At 37.0% G+C, this 23,512-nt stretch carries 17 protein-coding genes; 2 read left to right on the plus strand and 15 right to left on the minus strand.

Going from position 1 to position 23,512, the window contains the following annotated elements:
• Window positions 1-34: 34 nt before the first annotated feature.
• The 11 genes from WBF63_RS02545 to WBF63_RS02595 all read right to left on the minus strand — a co-directional run bounded on the left by WBF63_RS02545 (window position 35) and on the right by WBF63_RS02595 (window position 10,335).
• Window positions 35-2,353, minus strand: a complete 2,319-nt coding sequence (locus WBF63_RS02545; protein ID WP_424368127.1) for a VPS10 domain-containing protein — start codon at window positions 2,351-2,353, stop codon at window positions 35-37.
• A 110-nt stretch (window positions 2,354-2,463) separates the two neighbouring features.
• The gene (locus WBF63_RS02550) at window positions 2,464-4,110 is read right to left on the minus strand and encodes a tetratricopeptide repeat protein (RefSeq protein ID WP_424368128.1); all 1,647 of its coding nucleotides are present in this window, start codon (window positions 4,108-4,110) and stop codon (window positions 2,464-2,466) included.
• 152 nt (window positions 4,111-4,262) lie between these two features.
• Window positions 4,263-4,439 carry a histone H1 gene (locus WBF63_RS02555; protein ID WP_424368129.1) on the minus strand — a complete coding sequence of 59 codons (177 nt, stop codon included), beginning with the start codon at window positions 4,437-4,439 and terminating at the stop codon, window positions 4,263-4,265.
• An 81-nt stretch (window positions 4,440-4,520) separates the two neighbouring features.
• Entirely contained in the window at window positions 4,521-5,762 is a 1,242-nt protein-coding gene (locus WBF63_RS02560) for a DUF445 domain-containing protein (protein ID WP_424368130.1), read from the minus strand.
• Between the two features lie 55 nt (window positions 5,763-5,817).
• A complete protein-coding gene (locus WBF63_RS02565; protein WP_424368131.1) occupies window positions 5,818-6,360 on the minus strand; it encodes an RDD family protein in 543 nt (180 codons plus the stop codon).
• Between the two features lie 42 nt (window positions 6,361-6,402).
• Entirely contained in the window at window positions 6,403-6,708 is a 306-nt protein-coding gene (locus WBF63_RS02570; protein ID WP_424368132.1) for a type II toxin-antitoxin system RelE/ParE family toxin, read from the minus strand.
• A complete protein-coding gene (locus WBF63_RS02575; RefSeq protein ID WP_424368133.1) occupies window positions 6,708-6,953 on the minus strand; it encodes a hypothetical protein in 246 nt (81 codons plus the stop codon). The genes WBF63_RS02570 and WBF63_RS02575 overlap by 1 nt, the downstream gene beginning before the upstream one ends.
• A 44-nt stretch (window positions 6,954-6,997) precedes the next feature.
• Window positions 6,998-7,519: a hypothetical protein gene (locus WBF63_RS02580; protein ID WP_424368134.1), complete on the minus strand. Its 522-nt coding sequence runs from the start codon at window positions 7,517-7,519 to the stop codon at window positions 6,998-7,000.
• A gap of 6 nt (window positions 7,520-7,525) precedes the next feature.
• A complete protein-coding gene (scpA, locus tag WBF63_RS02585) occupies window positions 7,526-9,652 on the minus strand; it encodes a methylmalonyl-CoA mutase (protein ID WP_424368135.1) in 2,127 nt (708 codons plus the stop codon).
• 116 nt (window positions 9,653-9,768) lie between these two features.
• Window positions 9,769-9,999 carry a hypothetical protein gene (locus WBF63_RS02590; RefSeq protein ID WP_424368136.1) on the minus strand — a complete coding sequence of 77 codons (231 nt, stop codon included), beginning with the start codon at window positions 9,997-9,999 and terminating at the stop codon, window positions 9,769-9,771.
• Window positions 10,000-10,080: 81 nt separating this feature from the next.
• A complete protein-coding gene (locus tag WBF63_RS02595; protein ID WP_424368137.1) occupies window positions 10,081-10,335 on the minus strand; it encodes a hypothetical protein in 255 nt (84 codons plus the stop codon).
• 64 nt (window positions 10,336-10,399) lie between these two features.
• Between WBF63_RS02595 and era the strand changes: the two genes are divergently transcribed.
• Complete coding sequence (gene era, locus WBF63_RS02600) at window positions 10,400-11,287, plus strand: GTPase Era (protein WP_424368138.1); 888 nt, start codon at window positions 10,400-10,402, stop codon at window positions 11,285-11,287.
• 336 nt (window positions 11,288-11,623) lie between these two features.
• Here the strand turns inward: era and WBF63_RS02605 are convergent, their stop codons facing one another.
• The 4 genes from WBF63_RS02605 to WBF63_RS02620 all read right to left on the minus strand — a co-directional run bounded on the left by WBF63_RS02605 (window position 11,624) and on the right by WBF63_RS02620 (window position 21,160).
• The gene (locus WBF63_RS02605) at window positions 11,624-13,870 is read right to left on the minus strand and encodes a T9SS type A sorting domain-containing protein (protein ID WP_424368139.1); all 2,247 of its coding nucleotides are present in this window, start codon (window positions 13,868-13,870) and stop codon (window positions 11,624-11,626) included.
• Window positions 13,871-14,083: 213 nt separating this feature from the next.
• The gene (clpB, locus tag WBF63_RS02610) at window positions 14,084-16,693 is read right to left on the minus strand and encodes an ATP-dependent chaperone ClpB (protein ID WP_424368140.1); all 2,610 of its coding nucleotides are present in this window, start codon (window positions 16,691-16,693) and stop codon (window positions 14,084-14,086) included.
• 67 nt (window positions 16,694-16,760) lie between these two features.
• Window positions 16,761-19,328 carry a T9SS type A sorting domain-containing protein gene (locus tag WBF63_RS02615; RefSeq protein ID WP_424368141.1) on the minus strand — a complete coding sequence of 856 codons (2,568 nt, stop codon included), beginning with the start codon at window positions 19,326-19,328 and terminating at the stop codon, window positions 16,761-16,763.
• Window positions 19,329-19,363: 35 nt separating this feature from the next.
• Window positions 19,364-21,160, minus strand: a complete 1,797-nt coding sequence (locus tag WBF63_RS02620) for a glycoside hydrolase family 15 protein (protein WP_424368142.1) — start codon at window positions 21,158-21,160, stop codon at window positions 19,364-19,366.
• A 76-nt stretch (window positions 21,161-21,236) separates the two neighbouring features.
• On the opposite strand from WBF63_RS02620, the gene WBF63_RS02625 reads away from it, so the two are divergent.
• Entirely contained in the window at window positions 21,237-23,441 is a 2,205-nt protein-coding gene (locus WBF63_RS02625) for a bifunctional alpha,alpha-trehalose-phosphate synthase (UDP-forming)/trehalose-phosphatase (protein ID WP_424368143.1), read from the plus strand.
• The last annotated feature ends 71 nt before the right edge of the window (window positions 23,442-23,512 follow it).

The raw sequence follows: 23,512 nt of genomic DNA on the forward strand, positions 1-23,512 counted from the left end.
AAAAACTCCCGGACGTGCCGGGAGTGATTTGAGTTTAGTTTTTAATCAGTTTTTTGGTTTCGGTTTTCCCGCTCTCCAAACTTATTCTGACCAAATAAATTCCTTTGTTCAAGTGCGAAATATTTATTTCGGTATGGTTATCAACCAGAATTTTTTGTCCGGCCATATTGAAAATTTCAACCGATTTGACTTCTTCTTTGCATGCAATGTTTAGAAAATCTTTTGCCGGATTTGGATAAATCGTGGTTAAATCAGCCGAAATAAATTCGGGATCGCTCACTGAAAGCGTTTCTAGATTCAGTTCAAATTTTACCAATCCCAAATCTGAAGTTGCGATATAAATATCGGCAGATTCTTCTCCAAAATTGATGGCTGTTGATGTAAAAACCTGCGTTGAATTCAGGAAATACAAATCAGCAGGATCAACTGTTTCCCAAGTTTCACCACCATCTTTGGTAAATCGCAATCCAAAACCTGAAGCGTTTGAATTATGAATCATTGCTACTATGTATCCGTCTGTATAAGGTGAATGGGCAATATTGTGTGCAAAACTGGAATTGATGGCTTCCCAATTTGCACCATTGTCAAGGGAAGTGAAAATTCCGCCGGAACTTGAAATAGTTAATTGATTTGGATTCAATGGATTTTTTACCATTTTCATAATCAAATCGTTTACGTTGTGCAAAGATTCCAGACCAGCACTGCTGTCACTCCAGCTTGTTCCGCCGTTGGTGGATTTGTAAATTCTACCGCCTTGCGAAATGGTTACATTGTCCGGATTGGTTTCATCAAATAAGATATTCATGACACGTCCTTCTGCTTGTGGTGTATTGATCATTTCTGTCTGTACGTTGTCCATGTCCGTGAAATCAATTCTCTGAATTTCAACGTTTTCTCCAAATGAAGAAAATGCTGCCCAAACGATATTGGTTTCATTCGGCAAAGAAGCCACTACATTGGATTCATTAGAAAAAATCATAAAAATCTGATTTTGCGTAGCGCCGTGGTCATCGCTTACTTTCAGAGAACTTCCCATGAAACCTCCGCTGAAAGAAAAAGTTCTTCCTGCCATTTTTGGATCGATGTGAAGCGTTGTTCCCGGCGAGTTGGATACCATATTCAAAGCCATTATGTTATAGGCATTGTCTTCCATGGTTTGCAGATTTCTATGCACAAATCCGAACTGAGCACCGTAATAAAGATGTGCTTCTTCGCCGTTTGAGAAAAATTTTATGTTCCCATCCGATACAAAATAAGGTGTTTTCACGCGTTCCATGGTTTCGCCTTTATCTGTCGAGAAAAACGGATAATAATTGGAACTGATAAGCAGTTCATCCTCATTAAAAGGATTGAAAGAAGCTTTCAGACCGTAACAATAGTCTTCAATATTGTCATAAGCATTTGGATAAACATTAACATCCCAAGTAGCACCACCGTCATTTGAAATGGCTACTTCATTTTCTTCTAAAACAATGATATTATCGGGATTGGAAGGGTTGAATTCGATTATGTTGATGCAATCCAGAATATAATCAGTCCAAGCAATTGGAATTAAATCCCAGGTTTCTCCACCGTCAGTGGATTTGTACAATCCTTGTGAATGATTTGTCCCAGCGAAAAGGCTTGAACCCACCCAGATTTCACCTGAATTTTCAGGATGAAAAGCTATGGGTTTGAATCCAATTCCAGCTAATTTTTCTGTCCAAGTTTGACCGCCATCTTCAGAAATCAAAAGTCCGCCGTCAATATCTGTATTACCGTTTCCTCGCATCAAAAATAGTTTCGAGGAATCGTCTGGATCGATGGCCACATTGTTTAGGAAAATATTGAAATTATCTACTGTATAATAAACTTCTGTCCAAGTTTCGCCACCATCAGTGGTGTATTGCGCTTTTTCATAATTGGCAATTCCGATTTTGAATCCTTGTCCTACAAGTGCTACATCTGTGTCATTTTCCCAAATCGAATAACTGTTGATCCATTCACCATCAGCACTTTGAAATGGCAATTGAAATTCCTTTGTGATGGTTTGAGATGTCAAGTCATAAATCATCAGTGAATAATTCGATGTGTTTTTCGAATAAAAACTAAGTGCGTTTTCGGACTCAATGAACTTAAGACCATCAAGATCTCCTTGTGGATGAGAATAAAAAATTTCCCAAGTCTGGCCATTATCATCTGACGAAATGATATGATTGCCTAGTGTCAGTGCATAAACTTTATTCTCTATACTTTTATCATAAGTAAGATCAAAAATTCTTCCGAATTCCTCAGATCCGATCACCTGAAATGGTGATTGCGAAAAGCCAAATGAACTCAGAAAAATGATGAAGAAAAGTGTAATGTTTTTCATGTGTTGATTTTTTCTGTTAATTTTCTGCAATTTCAAATTCAGATTGTCAAACAAAAAAAATAATAGCGGAATAAGTAGGACAAAGCCACGGAAAAACCGTGACATTTTTTCTAAATACCTGAAAGATAACTATATAAATCCACTTCTTCCGGCAAATTCATTTTCTTAATGATACGTTCTTTTCGTTTTCTGCAAGCTTCCACGGTGATGTTGAGAAGCGATGAAATTTCCTTGGAAGTCAGATTCATGTAAACATAGGAAAGGTAACGAACATCGTTGGCGGTTAGTTCCGGGTGATTTTCTTTTAATGATTTCAGAAATCCATGGTTTACTTCTTCAAAATGGGTAAAGAAATCATCCCATTCCGATTCCTTTTTCAATTGATTTTTCAGATCCAGTATTTTCCTTTTCAGGTTTTCATTCGCCCTGATTTCTGATTCAAGCGAGAGCGATTCAATTATATTTTCAATCAATTCATTACGTGTGGAAATGGATAAGGCTTTGGAGGCAAGCTGACGGTTTTTGGCCTCGATTTCAATATCAAATCGTTCTTTTTCTTGTAATGCAGAAGCACTTTGTTCGTTAAGTTCCTGTTCGAGGATCAATTTGTCATTTTTCTGCTTTTCAAGTTCCAATTCGGCTATTTTCTGGTTGTTTTCGGCGATTATTTTTCTTTGCTTTAATTTGACGTAATAATTTCTTATCGCCCATAAAGTTATGATTATCAATAAAATAATTCCGCCAATTATCATATAAAACATTTTCCGTTCAGCTTTCAGCTTTTCCTGACTTTGGGTCAATTCATTCTGGTAATTCTGAAGTTCAAATTTAATCCGGCTGTTTTCAAAAAGTTTTCCATTTTTAACTTGATTCAGTGAATCTTTTGCCATAACCACCGAATCCTTGTATGAAAATGCCATGTCGATATTTCCTGTACTACGGTAGAGCCGGCTTAATTTCTCAAAAGCATCAATTCGGGTTTCTATACTGGATTGTGAATCTTGGATTGCGAGATTCACGTATTCAATCGATCTGTTTGGATTGTTTTGCTTTTCATAAACCGAAGCCAAAAGCATATAAGTAGAAATCCTTTGTTCGCTCATTTCGGGCGTCTGTAGCTGTGGCAAAATAGAATCGGCAATGTTTTTTGCGGTTTCATATTGCTTTTTAAGTACAAGATTTTGTGCTTTTGTAATCGAAGCCTGTAATAAAACAGGAGGAGCTTTTTTAAGATAATTAAATGAAATATCCAGATATTTATCGGCCTTTTTGATTTCGTTTTGTTCGTTTGCAACGGTCGCCAGATTCACACTATACAAACCTATTTTCAATGAATCATTGTTTTCACGGGCTATGTCATAGGCTTTTAGAAAGTACTCTTCCGCTTTGTCAAAACGCTTTTCTTTTGAATACAAAATCGCAATATTATTCAGCACAATCATCTCATAATTGGGCTCAAGCTCTTTAAGTGCAATTTTGTAGGCTTCCAGGTAATTATCAAGCGCTTCACCGTAGTCAAGCATCAGATAATAATTGGCTCCGATGTTATTGGTTGCCAAAAAAAGATGTCGTGACCAGTTGTTTTCTTCGGCTAAATTTCTGGCTTTTGTAAGGATTTCGAGTGAGCGCGCATGGTTTTTATTGTTCATTTCCTCAATTCCTTCAATGATCATTTTATGGCATTCCTCTGCCGTTTGCGCTTTAAGCGTAAAGGCAGTAAAAGATAAAATCAGAAAGAAAAAAACTTTATAATTCATTCATTATCTGAAATGAAGCGATAAATATACGACAAAACAGAAAAGATTTTTTTTCAGGAAAGATGTCCCGTTGAAATAAAAAAACAAAAAAACCGCCTTTGCAGTACGGTTTTTAGATTCTTGATAAATGCCGAAGCATTTTCAGTAAATTCTTACTTTTTAGAAGCTTCTACAGATGCTTTTCTGAATTCTTTGAACATTTTGCTCAATTCCAAAGCTGATTTACGAGCTCTTGTTCCGGCTGCTTTGTTTCCTTTTTCTACTTGAGCTGCTGCTTCTGATTGAAATGAAGCGAATTCTGCATTGATTTTGTCTACTAAATCTTTCATAATTTTTTCTTTATTTAATTTATAAGGCATACAAAAATAGCATTTACAAGCATAAATCCAAGCTTTTGTGCAAAATAGTTTTTAAGAAATAAACAGCTGTGTCACCGTATGGATCACCAATCCCACCAATCCGCCGACCAAAGTTCCGTTGATACGAATGAATTGCAAATCCTTCCCTACTTCCAGTTCCAGCTTGTTACTCAACTCTTTACCCTCCCAGCCGGCAACGGTTTTACTTATTAAAGTCTGAACTTCTTCGCTATTTTTCAAAATCATTCGGTATAGAAAATGACGGATCCATTTGTTCAGCCTTAATTTCAATTCTTCATCGTTTTCTAAAGATTCCGACAGCTTTTGAATGTTTTTGTTCAGGTAATGATGCAGTCCGGAATTGGGGTTTTCCAGATTTTCTTCCAGCATTTTCTTCACCGACTCCCAGGCATCATCGGCATATTCGCTCAAATTTTCAGGCGAAATCAAATCTGTTTTTAACTGCATAAATTTTTCTTCCCAATTGGTTGAAATCAATAAATCCTTTGCAAAATTTTCCAGATTTTCCGTCAGTTTTTGTCGAACGAAATGATTTTTATCTTGTTCGATTTCTTCGATGAACTTTGCAATCCCATCGGTCATTTCACGCGAAATTCTTTTCCCCGCCAGAAAGGCAATGAAAGGTTTATTTTCCGAAATCCGCTCGCGAATCATTTGCTCACTTTCTTCTACATATTCTCGAAGTTGGGGTAAAATCGTTTCCAAAAGTTTGATGTGTTCGCCTTTTTCGACCAAATAATGTATGCCCGACGAAGTAATTTTTTGGTAATCAATGGTTTTTAATATTTCGGAACCTTTTCGGGCCAAAAATCCCCGGACTTCCTCATCGTCCAAATCATGGATGATTTTCTTCATCAGATTCAGAATTTCGGCTCCCAAAACTTCTCGACTACTCGGTTTATTGAGCCAATCCGATACGAATTTTATCACATCTAATTTTTCAATGTAAGGCCGAATGTTCTTCGGACTCAAGAAATTGGTTTTCACAAAGGAACCGAGGTTTCTGCCCAAGTCGTTTTTCTTTCGTTCAATCAAATTGGTATGCGGAATCGGAATTCCCAGCGGATGTCGAAAAAGCGCCGTAACCGCAAACCAATCGGCCAAGGCTCCAACCATTCCGGCTTCAGAAAAAGCTTCGACGTAGCCCATCCAGGTCTGTGGTGAAATATGTCGAAGGTAAACCATCAACCCATACACAACCGCCATCAGAAAGAACAATCCCGTTGCAATTCGTTTGTGTTTTCGGAGCTGTTTTTCTTTTTCAGTGCGCATGGATTTCGTTTGAAATTTAAAGGTAATGAGTTTTAGGGAAATAGGAGTCTGATTATTAATCTGTCCTAGTTACCAGCAATTTTTTAATTTTCTCGTATTCTTCCTTATCCACTACAAAAATTCTTGCTTTGGAATTGTTTGGAGAAGCAACGAAACTGAAAATCCCATATTTGTCCAGTAGTTTTCGGAATAATATCGAAGTTGAACCATCAAAAGTTAATATAAAAAGAAAGTTTCGAATTAAGGATTGATGAAGTGCCGGATTTTTTCCAAAATCATTTACAACTCTTAAATTAAAAATCTTTTTACCAATCGTCCGTCCCCAAATGCTCTCCGAAATCGCTCCTAAAATAATATTTAGAATAATTGCACTGCAAAAAATCAGAAAAAAGTGAATTTCAAAAAATAAATACAAGACGATTATCAATGGAAAAAGATCAATGAGTTTCGCAAAATATCTTTGCCAGTTCTTTTCTTTAAAAGTTGCAGCAATATTGACTTCCACTTGCACTTCTTCAAAAACTCTGTTGCCCTTTTCATCAAATTCTTTTGTAGGCCGACGAATGGTTTTTATTTCTTTTAATTCAGATATTTTCAAGGCTTGGGGTTTGATTTTTGAAGGTAATGAGTTTTGGAAAAATTATTTACCGATTAATTTTTCAGGGGACTGACGTGCGTCGAAAACCACATAGACGACTAATTCCCTTTTATCTTCATATACTCGATAAAGCAGTTTATAATTTCGAACGATAATCCTGTAATAGGCATTATTATAATGCTCAAGTTCATTTTGTTGGGAAAAATGAATCTTTTTTGGAGCATTGCGAATATCTGAAATAACACTTTTTGCTCCTTGTGGAGATTTATTTTTGATATAATTATAGATGTCCTTCAAATCTGATTTCGCTTCATCAGACCAAACTACTTTATAATTCTTCTCGGTCATTACCAATTCTCAATTTCTCTTTCCAAATCTTCATCAGTAGTAATTCTTCCTGCTTGATAGTCTTTCTCGGCTCTTTCTAATTTAGCATTCAGTATTTCGATTGTAAGTGGCTCTCCATTTCCGGAATATCCAATGATTTCTTCTTTTTCCTGAAGAATTAATTCCTTTATTTTCAATAGCAAAGACTCTTTTTTTGTGTTTAATAAATATTGAATTAACTCCAATTTTGTTGCCTGAATATCCATAACCAAAACTTTATGCTAAGATACAAAAATGGAAGAAAGAGTATTTATCTGAAAACCGTCCAATCCGACTTCTCGGCTTTCTTAATTTTCACCTCATCATTTAATTCGAAATAAGGCGTAAATTTTTTGGAAAAAACAGTATCGGTTTTAATTTCTGACTCCTCGTTTGTACAAAATGAGTTCACAACTTTCACCGTTTCATTTTGATTCAAACTATTGATATACAATGTTTTTTCTGATTTTATTTCATCATTCCAAAATTCACATTGGTATTGAAAATAACCGTGATACGTTACAAAAGGAATCAGTGCAAAGAAAAAACCTCCGATGAAAAGCAGGATGTTTTGCCATTTTTTTCGGGATGATTTAATGGCTAAAATGAAAAGCGCGTAGATGGATGCCGCAGTTAGAAAAACCAAAATCTGCGGAAACCATGAAGCGAAAACCCGATCGGTAAAATAGATGGAAAACCGGTCTCCCAAAAGGAAATAGACCGCAAACCAAGCAATAAAAACCAGGCAGAGAAATTTTAGGGTAATGATTAAAATCCGGTAAAACTTTCCCATAGGAGCCTAATCTTTTAAAAATTTATTCAAAACTTCAATCGCCGAATCTGCCAAATTGGTTCCCGGTCCAAAAATCGCATGAGCACCGTGCTCGTAAAGGAAATCATAATCCTGTCGCGGAATCACACCGCCCACCACGATGAACATATCTTCGCGTCCGTATTTTTTCAATTCTTCTACCACTTCTGGAACCAAAGTTTTGTGTCCGGCTGCCAATGAAGAAATTCCCAAAATGTGTACGTCGTTTTCCACGGCTTGTTTGGCGACTTCGGCTGGCGTCTGGAAAAGTGGCGCGATGTCCACATCAAATCCCATATCGGCATAACTCGTTGCCACGACTTTGGCGCCGCGGTCGTGTCCGTCTTGTCCCATTTTCGCCACCATAATCCTTGGTCTTCGACCGAATTTTTCTGCGAACTGATTGGCTAAATTTCTTGCTTCCGCAAATGATGTATTTTGATTGGCTTCCATAGCATAAACTCCCTGAATGGATTTGGTTTGGGCTTTGTGACGACCGAAAACGCTTTCCAAAGCATCGGAAATCTCACCCAAAGTTACACGTCTTCTTGCGGCTTCAATCGACAATTCCAACAAATTTCCGTTTCCGGATTTTGCAGCTTCGGTCAGTTGATCCAGAATTTCTTTTACTTTTTCCGAATCTCTTTCGACTTTCATTTTATTCAACCGCGCAATCTGACTTTGTCGAACTGCTGTATTGTCGATTTCCAGAATTTCCAATTCTTCTTGTTCCAATTTGGATTTATAAGAATTCACACCGATGATTGCATCTTCGCCAATGTCGATTTTGGCTTGTTTTTTCGCGGCTGCTTCTTCGATCCTCATTTTGGGAATTCCGGCTTCAATGGCCTTGGTCATTCCGCCCAATTCTTTTACTTCTTTGATGTATTCCCAAGCTTTTTCCATCATTTGTCCGGTCAGGGCTTCAATCATAAAACTTCCCGCCATCGGATCAGCCGTTCGGCAAATTTGGGTTTCTTCCTGAATGATCAATTGGGTATTTCGGGCAATTCTTGCAGAAAAATCAGTGGGCAAAGCGATGGCTTCATCCAAGGCGTTGGTATGCAAAGATTGGGTTCCGCCCAAAGCAGCTGCCATCGCTTCAATGGCAGTCCGGGTAATATTATTGTAAGGTTCTTGTTCGGTCAAACTCCAACCCGATGTTTGGCAATGTGTACGCAACATCAATGATTTGGGTGATTTCGGATTGAATTCTTTCATCATTTCAGCCCAAATGACACGAGCTGCACGCATTTTGGCGATTTCCTGGAAATAATTCATCCCGATTGCCCAGAAAAAAGACAATCTCGGTGCGAAATCATCAATGTTCAATCCGGCTGCCAATCCGGTTTTTACGTATTCGTATCCATCTGCGAGCGTATAAGCCATTTCCAAAACGGGCGTTGCGCCGGCTTCCTGCATATGGTAACCCGAAATCGAAATCGAATTGAATCTCGGGATGTTTTTGGAGGTATATTCAAAAATATCGGCAATGATTTTCATGGAAGGCGTAGGCGGATAGATGTACGTATTCCGCACCATGAATTCCTTCAAAATATCGTTTTGAATGGTTCCGCTAAGCTGATTTTGACTTACGCCTTGTTCTTCGGCTGCCACGATGTAAAAAGCCAGAATCGGCAAAACCGCACCGTTCATAGTCATGGAAACCGAAATTTGATCCAATGGAATTTCGTCAAAAAGAATTTTCATATCTTCCACCGAATCGATGGCTACACCGGCTTTCCCCACGTCACCTACAACTCTTTCGTGGTCAGAATCATATCCTCGGTGTGTCGCCAAATCAAAAGCAACGGAAAGACCTTTTTGTCCGGCTGCGAGATTTCGTTTGTAAAAAGCATTGGATTCTTCGGCAGTGGAAAATCCGGCGTATTGGCGGATGGTCCAAGGCTTGCGGACGTACATGGTCGTATAAGGTCCGCGCAAAAAGGGCGCAATTCCGGGTAAATTATTCCGATAAGGATTGATTTCCGCGTCTTCTGAAGTGTAAATATCTTTGACGTTCAGACTGTCGAGTTCCGTTTCCTGTTGCGATGAAACCTCTGTCTTACCGCTTGGTTTGTATGTTAAATTGGAAAAATCTTTTCTTGTTTTCATGAAAGCATTCTTGTCTTACGATGAAGTAAGTAAATTCATTGCGCTAAAATACAGAATTTTTGAAGGAAATTGGCTTCGACAAGCTCAGCCTGACAAAATATAATTTGAAAAAAGAATTATAAATTGAAATTTTGAATAAAGTCCGTGTGGTTATTGGTGATGAATTTTATGAAGTAGAAGTCTTCTTCTTGTGAAAAGAAAATATACCAAGTAGTGCGGTTATTGGCTTTGTAGGTAACGTATCTCTCACCAAATTTTTTCAAAACTTCCGGAGTTTCTTTCGATGGAAATTCGGCGATTTTTTCTTCAATAAAGATTGTAATTCTATCTACGTAATTTTTTAGCATCCTCCTGAAATCCAAAATAGTCGTTCTCAAAAAGGATATAGATTAGATTTCTCAAAAACTTTCTGGTTCCCGATGAATATATTACTTTTCTTTCCACGGCAAACTATCGATGTATTCGTGTAGATTTTTTCTTAATTCATCCCCACTGATCCCAACTTTTTTCCAATATTCAATTTTCTCCTTACCCGAAAGGCTTGCTTCGTAAGCGGGATCGTAAATGGGTTTTTCCGAATTATTTATGAAATCAATCATTTGATCAAGCACTTCTTTGTCCTCAATTTTATTGACCCAGTCCGTAATTTTTTTTCTTTTTGACTCCAGCGAAACAGTTTTCATCACAGAATTATTTCAGGTAAATTTACAAAAAACAGTTTAGACAGCTTTTATTTAACTTTGCAAAATGCCGGAAGAAAAAAAATTCAAATCAGGGTTTGTGAACATCATCGGAAATCCGAATGTGGGAAAGTCCACTTTGCTTAATTTGTTGATGGACGAAAAGCTCGTAATCGCCACGCACAAAGCCCAAACCACACGTCACAGAATCAAGGGAATTCTGACTGGCGATGATTATCAGATCGTGTTTTCCGATACGCCCGGAATTCTGGAACCTGCTTACGAACTCCAGACTAAAATGATGGAGTATGTAAAGGAAGCTTTGGTCGATGCCGACCTGATTTTATATGTGGTGGAAGTGGGTGAAAAACAACCCAAAAACATAGAATTTTTTGAGAAACTGCAAAAAACAAAAACTCCGGTTATCATTCTTCTCAATAAAATTGATACAACGACTCAGGAAAGACTTGAACAATCGGTGGAACATTGGCATCAATTATTGCCGGAAGCCGAAATTCTTCCTATTTCTGCTTTGGAAAATGTCAATGTCGATTTGCTGAAAAGCAAAATCATACAGCTTTTGCCGGAGGGTCCGATGTATTTTCCGGAAGATCAGTTGACCGATAAATCGGAACGATTTATTGTGGACGAAATCATCCGCGAGAAAATCTTGTTGAACTATAAAAAAGAAATTCCTTATTCGGTGGAAGTCGTGACGCAAATCTTTAAAGAAGGTTTGGAAATGATTCAGATCGAAACAGAAATCTATGTAGAACGCGATACACAAAAAGGAATTATCATCGGTCACAAAGGCGAATCCCTTACGAAAGTCGGTAAAGAAGCCCGTGAGGATCTGGAAAAATTCTTCAATAAAAAGATTTTCCTGAAACTCTTTGTGAAGGTCAAGAAAGATTGGCGTAAAAAAGACGGGGATTTGCGAAGGTTTGGTTATTGATTTTTGATAGATGTTTTATTTCTTAACAATTGGTGTTCCCGTATTAATTATTATCCTTAATTATTTTTTAATAGGTAACAAATCGATTTCCTATCGTTTTTTTGTGCGATTATATTCGCAATCATTTTTTCTTATATCGATTTATGCCGGAATTATTTATTTATTGGAATTGGGGCATTATTTAAAAGTTGGATGGGTGAGTTATTCACTCATTTTCTTTTTAATTCCTGCCTTTTTTATATTAATTACTCTAAACTTAATTAATCTTTTAAAAAAGAGAAATAATTAAAAATCCCGCCGGATTGCTCCAACGGGACTCATTAACATTTACACAAATTATTTTCTTATCAATCTTTTTGCAATGATTTTTCCATTGTTTTCGACAGATAAAATGTAAACTCCTTTTGGAAGGGATTTCCCGTTCCAACTAAAGTTTTTTATGTCGCTTGATTGTTGATTTTGATAAATCGTTTTTCCTGTTAAATCACTAATACGGAAAATATAATTACCCTTCAATGTTTCGGGCAGTAGGATATTTAAATCTCCTGTGAAAGGATTTGGATAAACTATAAAATCGGAATCCGAAACTTCATCTAATTCTAGGGTTGAATTTAATTTAAAGGCGGGTGAAATTGTTTGTTCTTGTTTATTTCCAGCTTCGTCTGTACAAATAATTTTGACATCATACCATGCGTCGTTATTTGGAGTGTTTATTGTGGCCAAAGAAGCTTCGTAATAATCACCAAAAGCTAATGGGACTAAGTGTTCCGGATAGTGGGTCAAGGCCAGTTCCGTCCAATCATTTTCTCCGTGCGGGCTGTACAAAAACTCTACTGTATTTCCGGGAATATAGCTCAAAGAACGGGTTTCGGGCATATATTCAAAATCTCCTGCTGCCAAACGTACAAAACCTTCTTCGCCTTCAGCAAATCTGTCGGTCACCTCACCAGATCCATTTCTGAACTGAAGCATTTGAAGTGTAGGCGGAATATTGTCTGAATTTCCGGCATTGAAACTAAGAATGGTTTCCGTAACGCCTTGCATTTCACCAATCATTGTATTTGAATTGGAAAAACTTATTTCAATATTCCCGCTTTCGATAGGATCGGTCCATAAGAAATCTGGATATGTTCCTTCAAAAATTGTAATTCCGTCTCTTTTGGCTAAGACTTCTGTGTTCAGGATATCAGATTCGCGACCTTCACCGTTTCTGCCGATATAACTAGCCTTTACGAATAATCCGTCATAACTGGTGATGCTAATCGGCACATTGTTTCCAAAATTTACCTGATTTTCAGGAGTGTACTGAAATGAAAACTTTGGATGGAAGGGCAAAAGTCCTACACCTTCTTCATTTACATGGTAGATATATCCTGTAAAATAATACCCCGAAAGAAAAGTAGAAGAACCATACGTAACGTTTCGGTCTGCGTCAAGCATAATTGAATTTCCAGTGATATGAAAACTTTCATCGCCCATCCAAGGGTCTACTGTTCCATAATAATCTTTTAATACCGGATTTAAAATAATATCGGTAGGATTCTCATCATCGGCATTGTTCAGGTGAAAGCGCAACTTTTCATTGAGATTAGCAGCATCTGGAAAAAGTCTTCCGATCCATCCTGAAAGTCCGTAACCATTGTAAACATCCCAATTAGAAAATCCATAATAAAATTCACCTTGGCCCTCGCCTAAAATACTTGGTTGGAAAGCTTGTTCATGCGTTACCCATTCCTCCGGGTTGTTTTGAAGATTGAAAGGGGTTGTTACACCATCGTCCAAGGTTTCATATTTTGACACATATCCCTCTCCATTGTATCCCAACCCTAAATTGGTATGGATGAATGCATAGCGATCACTCACATCGGAAACATAATAATTCCAAACTTCGTTTTCAATTCCATCACTGTTTTCCCATAAATAGTAACAGACAAACGGTGTCCATTTTTTTGATTTATAATAAATATAGGTGGTAGCATAAACATTTGCGGTTCCACCTGTAACTTCTCCTGTGTTAGGATCCACAATTCCGGGTTTCAAATCGTTTCCGTCTTGATCCAAAAATTGGGTGGTAATCAGATTGTCGGCTTCTGTTAAGTCAATATTTACAATGGTATCTTCTGTTACGTTAATTAATTCCTTGAAACTAAAAGCGAACTTCCTATCCGACATTTTCATAGATTGAACCAAGACATCGTAAACTCCGGGAGTCACCTGAAAGGTTACCGTATTGGTATCTCCCATCATTTCGCTTTGAGAATTTTCCTCTTCTTTGAAAACCACTACAAAACTAGGGGAATAGGTACCCGAAGGGTAAATTAAATTGACCTGTAAAGATACGGTTTCATCAATTCCTTCTGTTGATTGTGTTGATTCATTGGGTTCCGATTTTTGGTAATATTGAACTTCTTCTTGACTTAACTTTAATTCGTAATCCGTTTTCAGCTGTTGGGCTTGATGGTGTTTAGCTTTTGCCGATCCGGCAGAGTGAATTACTTCGGTAATGATTTCTTGGGCCGACAAACCATTTGGACTTGCCCAAAATAGACCCAGGATCAAAAATAAAAAATAGATTTTTCTCATAATATGATTTGTTTTAATTTAAAGCGAAATGACTTTTAGAAGAATCAAATCTAACCAATCAATGCAAAAAACTTCTATAAATCAAGGGTACAAAGTGTGACATTTAAGGGTACAAAGTGTGATATTTATATGTGCAAAAATTTAAGATATAATAGAAATAAAAAATGTCACAGGAATTACCGTGACATTTTCTTTATAAAGGGTGGTATTTAATTATTTCACATTAAATACCAACTTGTTTTCACCTTCTTTTTCAGGGAAATAATCAATCAGCACCACGCTGTTATCATGCACATTTCCTTTTAGAATTTCCTTTGATAATTCATTCAAAACATCCTGCTGAACCACTCTTTTCAATGGTCTCGCTCCAAACTGCGGATCGTAACCTTTGTTGGAAATATAGCCCAAAGCTTCATCGGTTATATCCAAAGTAATGTCTCTTTTGGCCAATTTTTTGGCCAATTCATCAATCTGAATTTTAACAATTCCTGAAATCTGTTGTGTACTCAAAGGTTTAAACAATATGGTTTCATCAATTCGATTCAGAAATTCCGGTCTGAAATGACGTTTCAATTCCTCAAAAACTTCAATTTTTGTTTTGTCATAAATCTCCCAAACCGTTTCAGTCGTTACTTTTTCAAAATTCTCTAGAATAATTGGCGAACCAAAATTCGAAGTCATGATGATAATCGTGTTTTTGAAATTCACCACACGACCTTTGTTGTCCGTCAATCGTCCGTCATCCAAAACTTGCAATAAAATATTGAAAACATCTGGATGTGCTTTTTCGACTTCGTCCAACAAAACGACCGAATAAGGTCTTCTACGCACGGCTTCTGTCAGTTGACCGCCTTCGTCATAACCTACATAACCAGGAGGCGCACCGACCAAACGGCTTACCGAATGGCGTTCTTGGTATTCGCTCATGTCAATTCGGGTCATTGCATTTTCATCATCAAACAGGAATTCTGCAAGTGCTTTTGCCAATTCTGTTTTCCCAACTCCCGTCGGGCCAAGAAACATAAAGGAACCAATCGGTTTGCCTTCATCGCTCAATCCCGCACGGCTTCTACGAATCGCATCGGCCACCGCCTGAATGGCTTCTTCCTGACCGATGACTCTTTTGTGCAATTCATCTTCCAGATGCAGGAGTTTTTCTCTTTCGCTTTGCAACATTTTGTTGACCGGAATACCCGTCCATTTGGAAACAACTTCTGCGATATCCTCCGAATCCACGGCTTCTTTTACCAATTTGTTCTGACCTTCTTCCGCCATTTGCTTCTCCAGATTCTGAAGTTTTTCTTCTTCTTGTTTGATGGATTCATAACGGATTCTTGCAACGGTTTCATAATCACCGGCACGTTCAGCTTGTTCGGCCTGAATTCTTAATTCATCGATTTTCTTTTTGGCTTCCTGCACCTGATCGGCCTTTCCTTTTTCTTCTAGCCATTTGGCGTTCAATTCGTTTCTTTCTTCTTGTAAATTGGCTAATTCTTCTTTTAGAAGATTTAATTTCTTTTCATCGTTTTCTTTCTTAATCGCCTGAATTTCAATTTCCAACTGAATGATTTTTCGATCGATGATGTCTAATTCTTCCGGTTTGGAATTCATTTCCATTCGCAATTTGGAAGCCGCTTCGTCCATCAGGTCAATCGCCTTGTCGGGCAAGAAACGGTCTGAAATATAACGAGTTGAAAGCTGAACTGCTGCGATGATTGCTTCGTCTTTGATGCGAATTTTGTGGTGAACTTCGTACTTTTCCTTGATTCCTCTCAAAATCGAAATCGCTGATTCTTCGTCTGGTTCTTCCACCAAAACCTGTTGGAAACGACGTTCCAGTGCTTTGTCTTTTTCAAAGTATTTCTGGTATTCGTTCAAAGTTGTAGCACCTATGGCACGTAATTCACCTCGAGCCAATGCCGGTTTCAAGATGTTGGCTGCGTCCATAGCGCCTTCTCCGCCACCACCGGCTCCAACCAACGTATGAATTTCGTCGATGAACAAAATGATGTCACCGTTAGATTCCGTGACTTCTTTTACCACGGCTTTTAAACGCTCTTCAAATTCACCTTTGTATTTCGCTCCGGCAACCAAAGCACCCATATCAAGTGAAAAGACTTTTTTGTTCAAAAGGTTTTCGGGAATATCGCCGCTGATGATTCGATGAGCGATTCCTTCTGCAATTGCGGTTTTTCCCACACCCGGTTCCCCGATTAAAATCGGGTTGTTTTTGGTTCTTCGGGAAAGGATTTGCAAAACCCGACGGATTTCATCATCGCGCCCAATTACGGGATCTAATTTTCCATCGTAGGCCAGTTCCGTTAAATTTTTCGCGTATTTATTGAGTGAATTATAGGTTTCTTCTGCGTTTTCAGAAGTTACTCTTTGTCCTTTTCGAAGTTCGTTAATGACTTGAATTGAACCGTCATAAGTCAGTCCGTGGTCTTTGAGGATTTGGGAAACATTGGAATTGTTTTTCAAAATTCCCAAAATCAAATGTTCCATCGTTACAAATTCATCTTTCATCTTTTTGGCTTCGTCCATTGCGGCAAGCAAAATCTTGTTGGCCCCGTTGGAAAGATGATTTCCAGAACCTCCCGAAACTTTGGGGAAACGTGAAATTATGTCAGTTAATTCGTTTTTGATATGTTCGGGATTTCCGCCTTGTTTTTCGATTATGAAGTCCAAAACCTCTTGATCAGACTCCATCATTCCTTTGAGAATATGCGCAGGCTCAATCGCCTGATGTCCGTTACCAAAAGCAATTTGCTGTGCTTTTTGTATCGCTTCTCTTGATTTGATTGTATATTGATTAAAGTCCATTTACTGTTTAATTTTCTAAGCTTATTGCAAAATTAAATCCAAAGGACTATTGCGACAATTTGGCAGGTTATTTTTTAATGACTTTGAATGATTCGTTGTCTATTTTCAATATATATATCCCTTTTTCAAGAAAATTTAAATCAAGATGGTTTTGTTTTAAATTATTGCTAAATACTTTTTTTCCAGCCAAATCAAAAATCAAGACATTATAATTATTTTTTGGTGACACAGATTTCCAATTAATGACCTCTGAAAATGGATTGGGATAAACTTGAGTGAGGTTTATAGAACCATCTAAATCTTCAACTTCAAGGTTTGACGTATTTAGCAAGAAGAGAATAGTGCTATAATCATCAGAGCAAGAAACTAATAGATCCAATTCTCCATCAAGGTTTTTATCGTATAGATAAATATTTCCTCTGTCAGGAGTATTATCATTATTAAAATAAGAATCAAATTGATAGATTAAATGTTTCTCATACTGGCCGTTTCCTTGATTTTCATAATAAAAAATAACATATTGATATTCGTATTCTGGTTCATGCCATCCATAGTAAGCAATTGTTAAGATGTCCAATAAACCATCGTTGTTTATATCGTGAACTAAAACATCGTCGACTATCGCATTCTCATCTATTAATTTTTTAGTGAAAAGCATATTATCGTTTTCATAAACTGAAAACTCTCTCGTTCCATACTTGTAATTTCCTATAATAATATCTTGATCACCATCTGAGTCGTAATCAACGGGGAACATTTGGTGACCAATATAGTTTGAGGATGTACCTAGCACTTCTCTTCTAAAAATATTGTTTCCTAAATTTTCGAGATAGTTTAGTCTATATAATTGATTATCAAAATCGTTGTCCAAATAAACAACCTCCGGAAGACCGTCATTATTTAAATCAGTCATTTTAAAATCGCTTAAAGGTTTGATAATCGTACCTATAGGAAGAATTGTGGATTGCGCAGGCAGTTCAAAATTGCCTCCATTGTTTTTAATATAGAAAAGTTCATGGGAAAACTCTGAGTCAAATAGTGGCTTTGTAAAATATACATCTGGAAATAGTTCGTCATTATTTTTGAATACTTCATAATGCTCCCAATGATCTAGATAATCATAATCCAAACTATATATTTTCTCAAATTCTTGATTTCCCAAATTTTGATATACAGAAAAAAAGTTACCTTCTAACTCAATAGAAAAATCGCCATCTGTTTCATTTGAAATAATATCAAACAAACCATCATTGTTTATGTCAATCAACTCATAATTAATTTTTCTCTTAAAATCTATGTCTAAAGAAGATATAAATCTTCTTCCCGACCATTCATCATTCCCATAATTTTCATACCACAGCAAACCACTTTTACCGTTAAAAATATCTATATTCCCATCATTATTGAAGTCCAATAAAAAAGATTTGTCAGAGCTTTTAAAAAAACTTTCAACTATAACTTCTTTAAAATCATTATTTCCTTCATTAATCAAAAGCTTAAAATTTGGAAAATAATTGGTGTTATTAACTAAAAAAACATCGTTTAGTCCATCTACATTATAATCGTCAATATATACGTTTTCTAATCGTTGAATACTACTTACTATTAAAACTTTTTCTGCAAATTCTTGATTTCCAATATTTTCGTAATAATAAAGATTTGAATATTCATTATCTCCAGGTCCCGTTGTTACAAGAATATCTTCTAAGCCGTCTTGGTTGAAGTCTATTACATGAGACTTTACAGTTCCTCCAAATGAATTGTGCGTAAATGGATTGTCAATGAAAACGTCTTGTGAAAAATACTCGTTCTCGTCCTCATCATAAAAAAAGGTTCTAATCCTCAAATTATTTTCGTCGTAAATCACAAAATCATTTAAGGAATTACCGTCAAAGTCAAAAGAATCTAAGTCATATTCGTTTGCCTGATTTTCGATAGGTATATGATATTGATAATAATCGTTTCCATTGTTTAGATAAAGATCAAAATCTGTTGAAAATGTACGAACCAATAAATCTTCATGACCATCTTGGTTAAAATCTAAAAACTTAATATCGCGAATGTTTCCCAAAAAAGTATTATCAGTATAGAAAACAAGTTCTGGTGAAGAAAAACCATTCCCTTGTTGATTTGTGTATCGGTAAACTTCGCCTTGGCTTGTAGTCACAAAGAAATCAAAATAACCATCTTTGTTATAGTCATAAAACAAATCCGAACTGTAATAATCAATTGGGTAAGAAACCAAGAATTGCCAATTATTTACAAAGGTGTTATTTCCTAAATTTTTTAACCAATAGTATTTGTTGTTATATGCAATTCCGATGATGTCCAATAAACCATCTTTATCTACATCAAATAAATACTTCATCTTTTTATTCTTGAAAGCATCTTGGCTCATTCTTGATCTGGATTTATAATCACCTGAATCGTTTAGTAACCAAAAAAAGCCTAAAGAATTAGACGATTGACCAGAAAAAAACATCTCAGGGAACCCATCATTATTAATGTCTCCATAGGTCATAAAATCAAGAACTTGATATGATCTGTCGTTCAGCACTTCCATTTCATTAAAAGAAATCTGAGAAATTGCAAAGGATGAGTTTATTAATAAAAATAAGTAAAGAGCTTTTTTCATTATCGTTTCTTTGCGGTAAAATTAATAATTTATATCTACAAATTCTTCAATTCTTCCTGATCACTAATTCCTCCGGAGAAATTAATGGCAGTTTGTATCAATCCTAAATGCGAATAAGCTTGTGGGAAATTCCCCAATAATCGTTTGGTTTCGAAATCCAAATCTTCACTGAAAAGTCCTAAATGATTTCCATACGAAAGAATCTGATCGAAATATTCTTTGGCTTTTTTCTTTTCTCCTATCTTATACAAACTGTTGATGAACCAAAAACTACAAATCGTAAATGAGGAACTCGGTAAACCAAAGTCATCACGATTTTTGTAGCGATACATCAAACCATCACGGCAAAGTTCTTTTTCGATGGCTTTCACAGTCGAAACATAACGCGGATCGTGCGGCTCCAAATAACCATAATCTTCCATCAACAAAATCGAAGCATCCAAAGCCACCGATCCATAAGACTGTGTGTAGGCGCCTACTTCTTCGTTCCATCCGTTTTTGTAAATATCAAAAGAAATTTCAGAAACCAATGCTTCCCACTCTTCCAATACTGAAGTTTTATGGATAAGTTTTGCGATTTTTATGGCTCTGTCCACGGCTACCCAGCACAATAATTTCGAAAACGTAAAATGCTGGTCTTCGGCACGATGTTCCCAAATTCCTTTGTCAGGTTTCATCCAGTTTTCACTCACGGTATGAACAATTTGGGTGACAATCGTCCAAAGTTCTTCGCTGTGTTCCAAGGAGGTTTTGAAATATAAAAACTGTTGATAGATGATTTCGGTTAAAATGCCGAAAATATCGTTTTGTTTTTGAATATAAGCCGCATTTCCGACCCGAACCGGTTTAGAATTTTCATATCCGGACAAATAATCAAGTGAATATTCGGTCAGGATCGATTCGCCGTTTATTCCATACATAATCTGCATTTTATCGCCTTTGTTGGGAACCGTATGCACGATAAAATTCATAAATCGCTGAGCAGAATCCACGTGTCCAATTTCAAATAAAACCCTTAAAACCATGGAAGCATCGCGAATCCAGCAAAACCGATAATCCCAGTTTCGGACTTCGCCGATGGTTTCGGGTAGAGAAGTGGTTGCCGCAGCCAGAACCGCACCCGATTTTTCATAAGTTAATAATTTTAAAACCAGCGCACTACGTCTAATTTGCTTGTTGTAAGCATTATAATTCGTGGTTTTTTCAGACCAATTCAACCAATACGCATAGGTTCTTTGGTATTGCAAAAAACATCGGTCAATGGTTTGATCCAGAATTTTTTCATAATAACTCAACATGAAAAACGAATCTTTCTTCAAAGTCAATTCTTCACCGTTTAAAATCGACTCATAATCAAAATCAGAATAGAAATAAACCGAATCATAACTGCCTTCCACCTTATGACTTTTGATGTAATTATCTTTAATTCGGCTGATGGTTTCTTCTTGGGCATATCCGATTTTGGGATCATAAACTACTTTGAATTTCGGTTCACCTTTCAACAATTTCAGGTACCGAATGATGACCAGCGGCGTATGAAGTTTCCCGTTGTCTTCGTAATATCTGGGCATAAAATCACGTACTTCAAAAGCCGCGTCTTGTGATTCGAAATGAGTCACAAGGATATTTGTTTTGGGTAAATAATTTTGAGAAATGGTATAGGATTCATCTACTTCGAAACCAAAACTACCACCTTTTTCTTTGTCGAGCAGTTTTGCGAAGACGGAAGGCGAGTCAAATTTAGGGAGGCAACACCAATCTATGGAACCATTTTTGGACACTAAAGCAGCAGTCAAACAATTCCCTATGATTCCATAATCTAAATTTTTCATATCCTATAGTTTAAAGCTTTTAACCAATTAGACCGGATTTATAAAAAATAATTTCACTGATTAAAAGATTTAAGCAATGAAAAACAAAACTATTATCGTTTCAAACCGACTGCCGCTCAATGTTTTTTTAGAGGACACGGGAGAAGTCAAAGTTTCTCCCAGCGTCGGTGGATTGGCCACCGGGATGAAGTCCATCCATCAGAATTCCGAGAGTTTATGGATTGGTTGGGCAGGAATTCCTTCGGATGAAATTGACGAATCCACCACAAAAGAAATCAAAAATCTTGCCTACAATGAAAATTGCATCAGCGTTCCTTTGTCGGAAGAAGAAATTGAAGAATATTATTTCGGATTTAGCAATCGCGTGTTGTGGCCTCTGTTTCACTACTTTATGGAATATGTGGATTATGACGAAGACCATTGGAAAACCTATAAAAAAGTAAATGAAAAATTTGCAGAAACCATTCTCGAACATTTGGATGAGGGAGACAAAGTCTGGGTGCATGATTATCAATTATTATTGGTTCCTCAATTAATCAAAGAAAAACGACCCGATGTTTCTGTAGGGTTCTTTCTTCATATTCCCTTTCCTTCGTATGAAATTTTCAGGACGCTTCCCTGGCGGGAAGAAATTTTGGAAGGGATACTCGGCGCCGACCTCATCGGATTTCACACCTATGATTACGAGCGACATTTCATTAGTTCGGTAAGTCGTGTTTTGCATTATGATACCAATATCAATTCGATTCATGCCGGAAGCCGGATTATAAAAGTGGATTCTTTTCCCATGGGAATTGATTATGAGAAATTTCATCAGGAAGCTGAAAAACAAAAGAATAAAAATGAAAAAACTTTACTCAAAACCCGTTTGGAACAAAACCGCGCCTTGGCGCCCGATGCGAAATTCATTCTTTCCATCGACCGCTTGGATTATACCAAAGGAATTGCAAAAAGGCTGGAAGCTTTGGAATATTTTCTGGAAAAATATCCCGAATACAACGAAAAAGTCCGTTTGATTATGTTGGCCGTTCCTTCCCGCGAAAACGTTCCACAATATCAACAGCTCAAAAAAGAAGTGGATGAATTAGTAGGGAAAATCAATGGAAAGTTCTCCACAGCGACTTGGGTTCCGGTTTGGTATTTTTACCGCTCATTGCCTTTTGAGGAATTGGTTGAATTGTACACATCATGTGAAATTGCTTTTTTAACCCCGATTCGCGACGGAATGAATCTGGTGGCAAAAGAATACATCGCTTCGCGAACTGATCAAACCGGGGTTTTGATTCTGAGCGAAATGGCGGGCGTTGCACAAGAGATGAATGATGCGCTTCTCATCAATCCCAATGATTACAACCAAATGGCCGAAGCTTTAAAAACCGCTCTGGAAATGCCTTTGGAAGAACAAATTTCAAGAAATCAAATTCTCCAAAAACGAATTAAAAGATACAATGTAGAAAAATGGGCATCAGCCTTTATGGAAGCTTTGAATTCCACAACCCAATTAAAAGAAGAAAAGCTTACAAGGTTTCTGGGAAAGTCAAATTTTGAGAAAATTATTTCAAAATTTAAGGCGTCCCAAAGTCGAATTTTCTTATTGGATTACGACGGAACTTTGACGGCTTATCACAAAAATCCAGAGAAAGCAGTTCCTTCTTATGAACTTTACAATGTTTTGAATCAACTCATTCAAAATCAAGTTGAAATTATCATTATCAGCGGGCGAGACCGGGCGTTTTTGGATCGTCATTTTGGTCATTTGCCCATTCAATTAGTAGCTGAACATGGGGTTTGGATTAAAAATTCGGGTTCCAAATGGAAAATGAGTCAAAACCTTCAAAAAGATTGGATGGAGTCCATTCGACCGATTATTGAAAATTTTGTGGATCGAACGCCAGGTTCCTTTTTGGAAGAAAAGGAGTATTCGCTCGTCTGGCATTACAGAAAAGTAGCGCCTGGACTGAGAGACATTCGGTCCAATGAGCTAAGCAACGTCTTGCGGGGATTGCTCGCAAATTCAAATATCGCCGTGATGCAAGGAAACAAAGTCCTCGAAGTCAAGAGTGGAAGCATCAACAAAGGAAATGCAGCAAATACTTTTCTCAGCAAACCCTATGATTTTATTTTTACAATTGGTGATGACTGGACCGACGAATTTATGTTCCAACAAGTGCCTGAACATGCGGTCAGCGTGAAAGTGGGAACCACTGAAACCGATGCGAAGTATTTTGTAGAAAACCAAACGAGCGTTATAAGTTTACTCAAAGGATTTCTTGTAGAATAATAAAAAGAGAGGCGATTAGCTCCGCTAATCCACATGGAGCATTGACAAAAGAAAAGTTTCGCTGCGCAATT

Source organism: Moheibacter sp. (assembly GCF_049672845.1).
GTDB lineage: Bacteria > Bacteroidota > Bacteroidia > Flavobacteriales > Weeksellaceae > Moheibacter.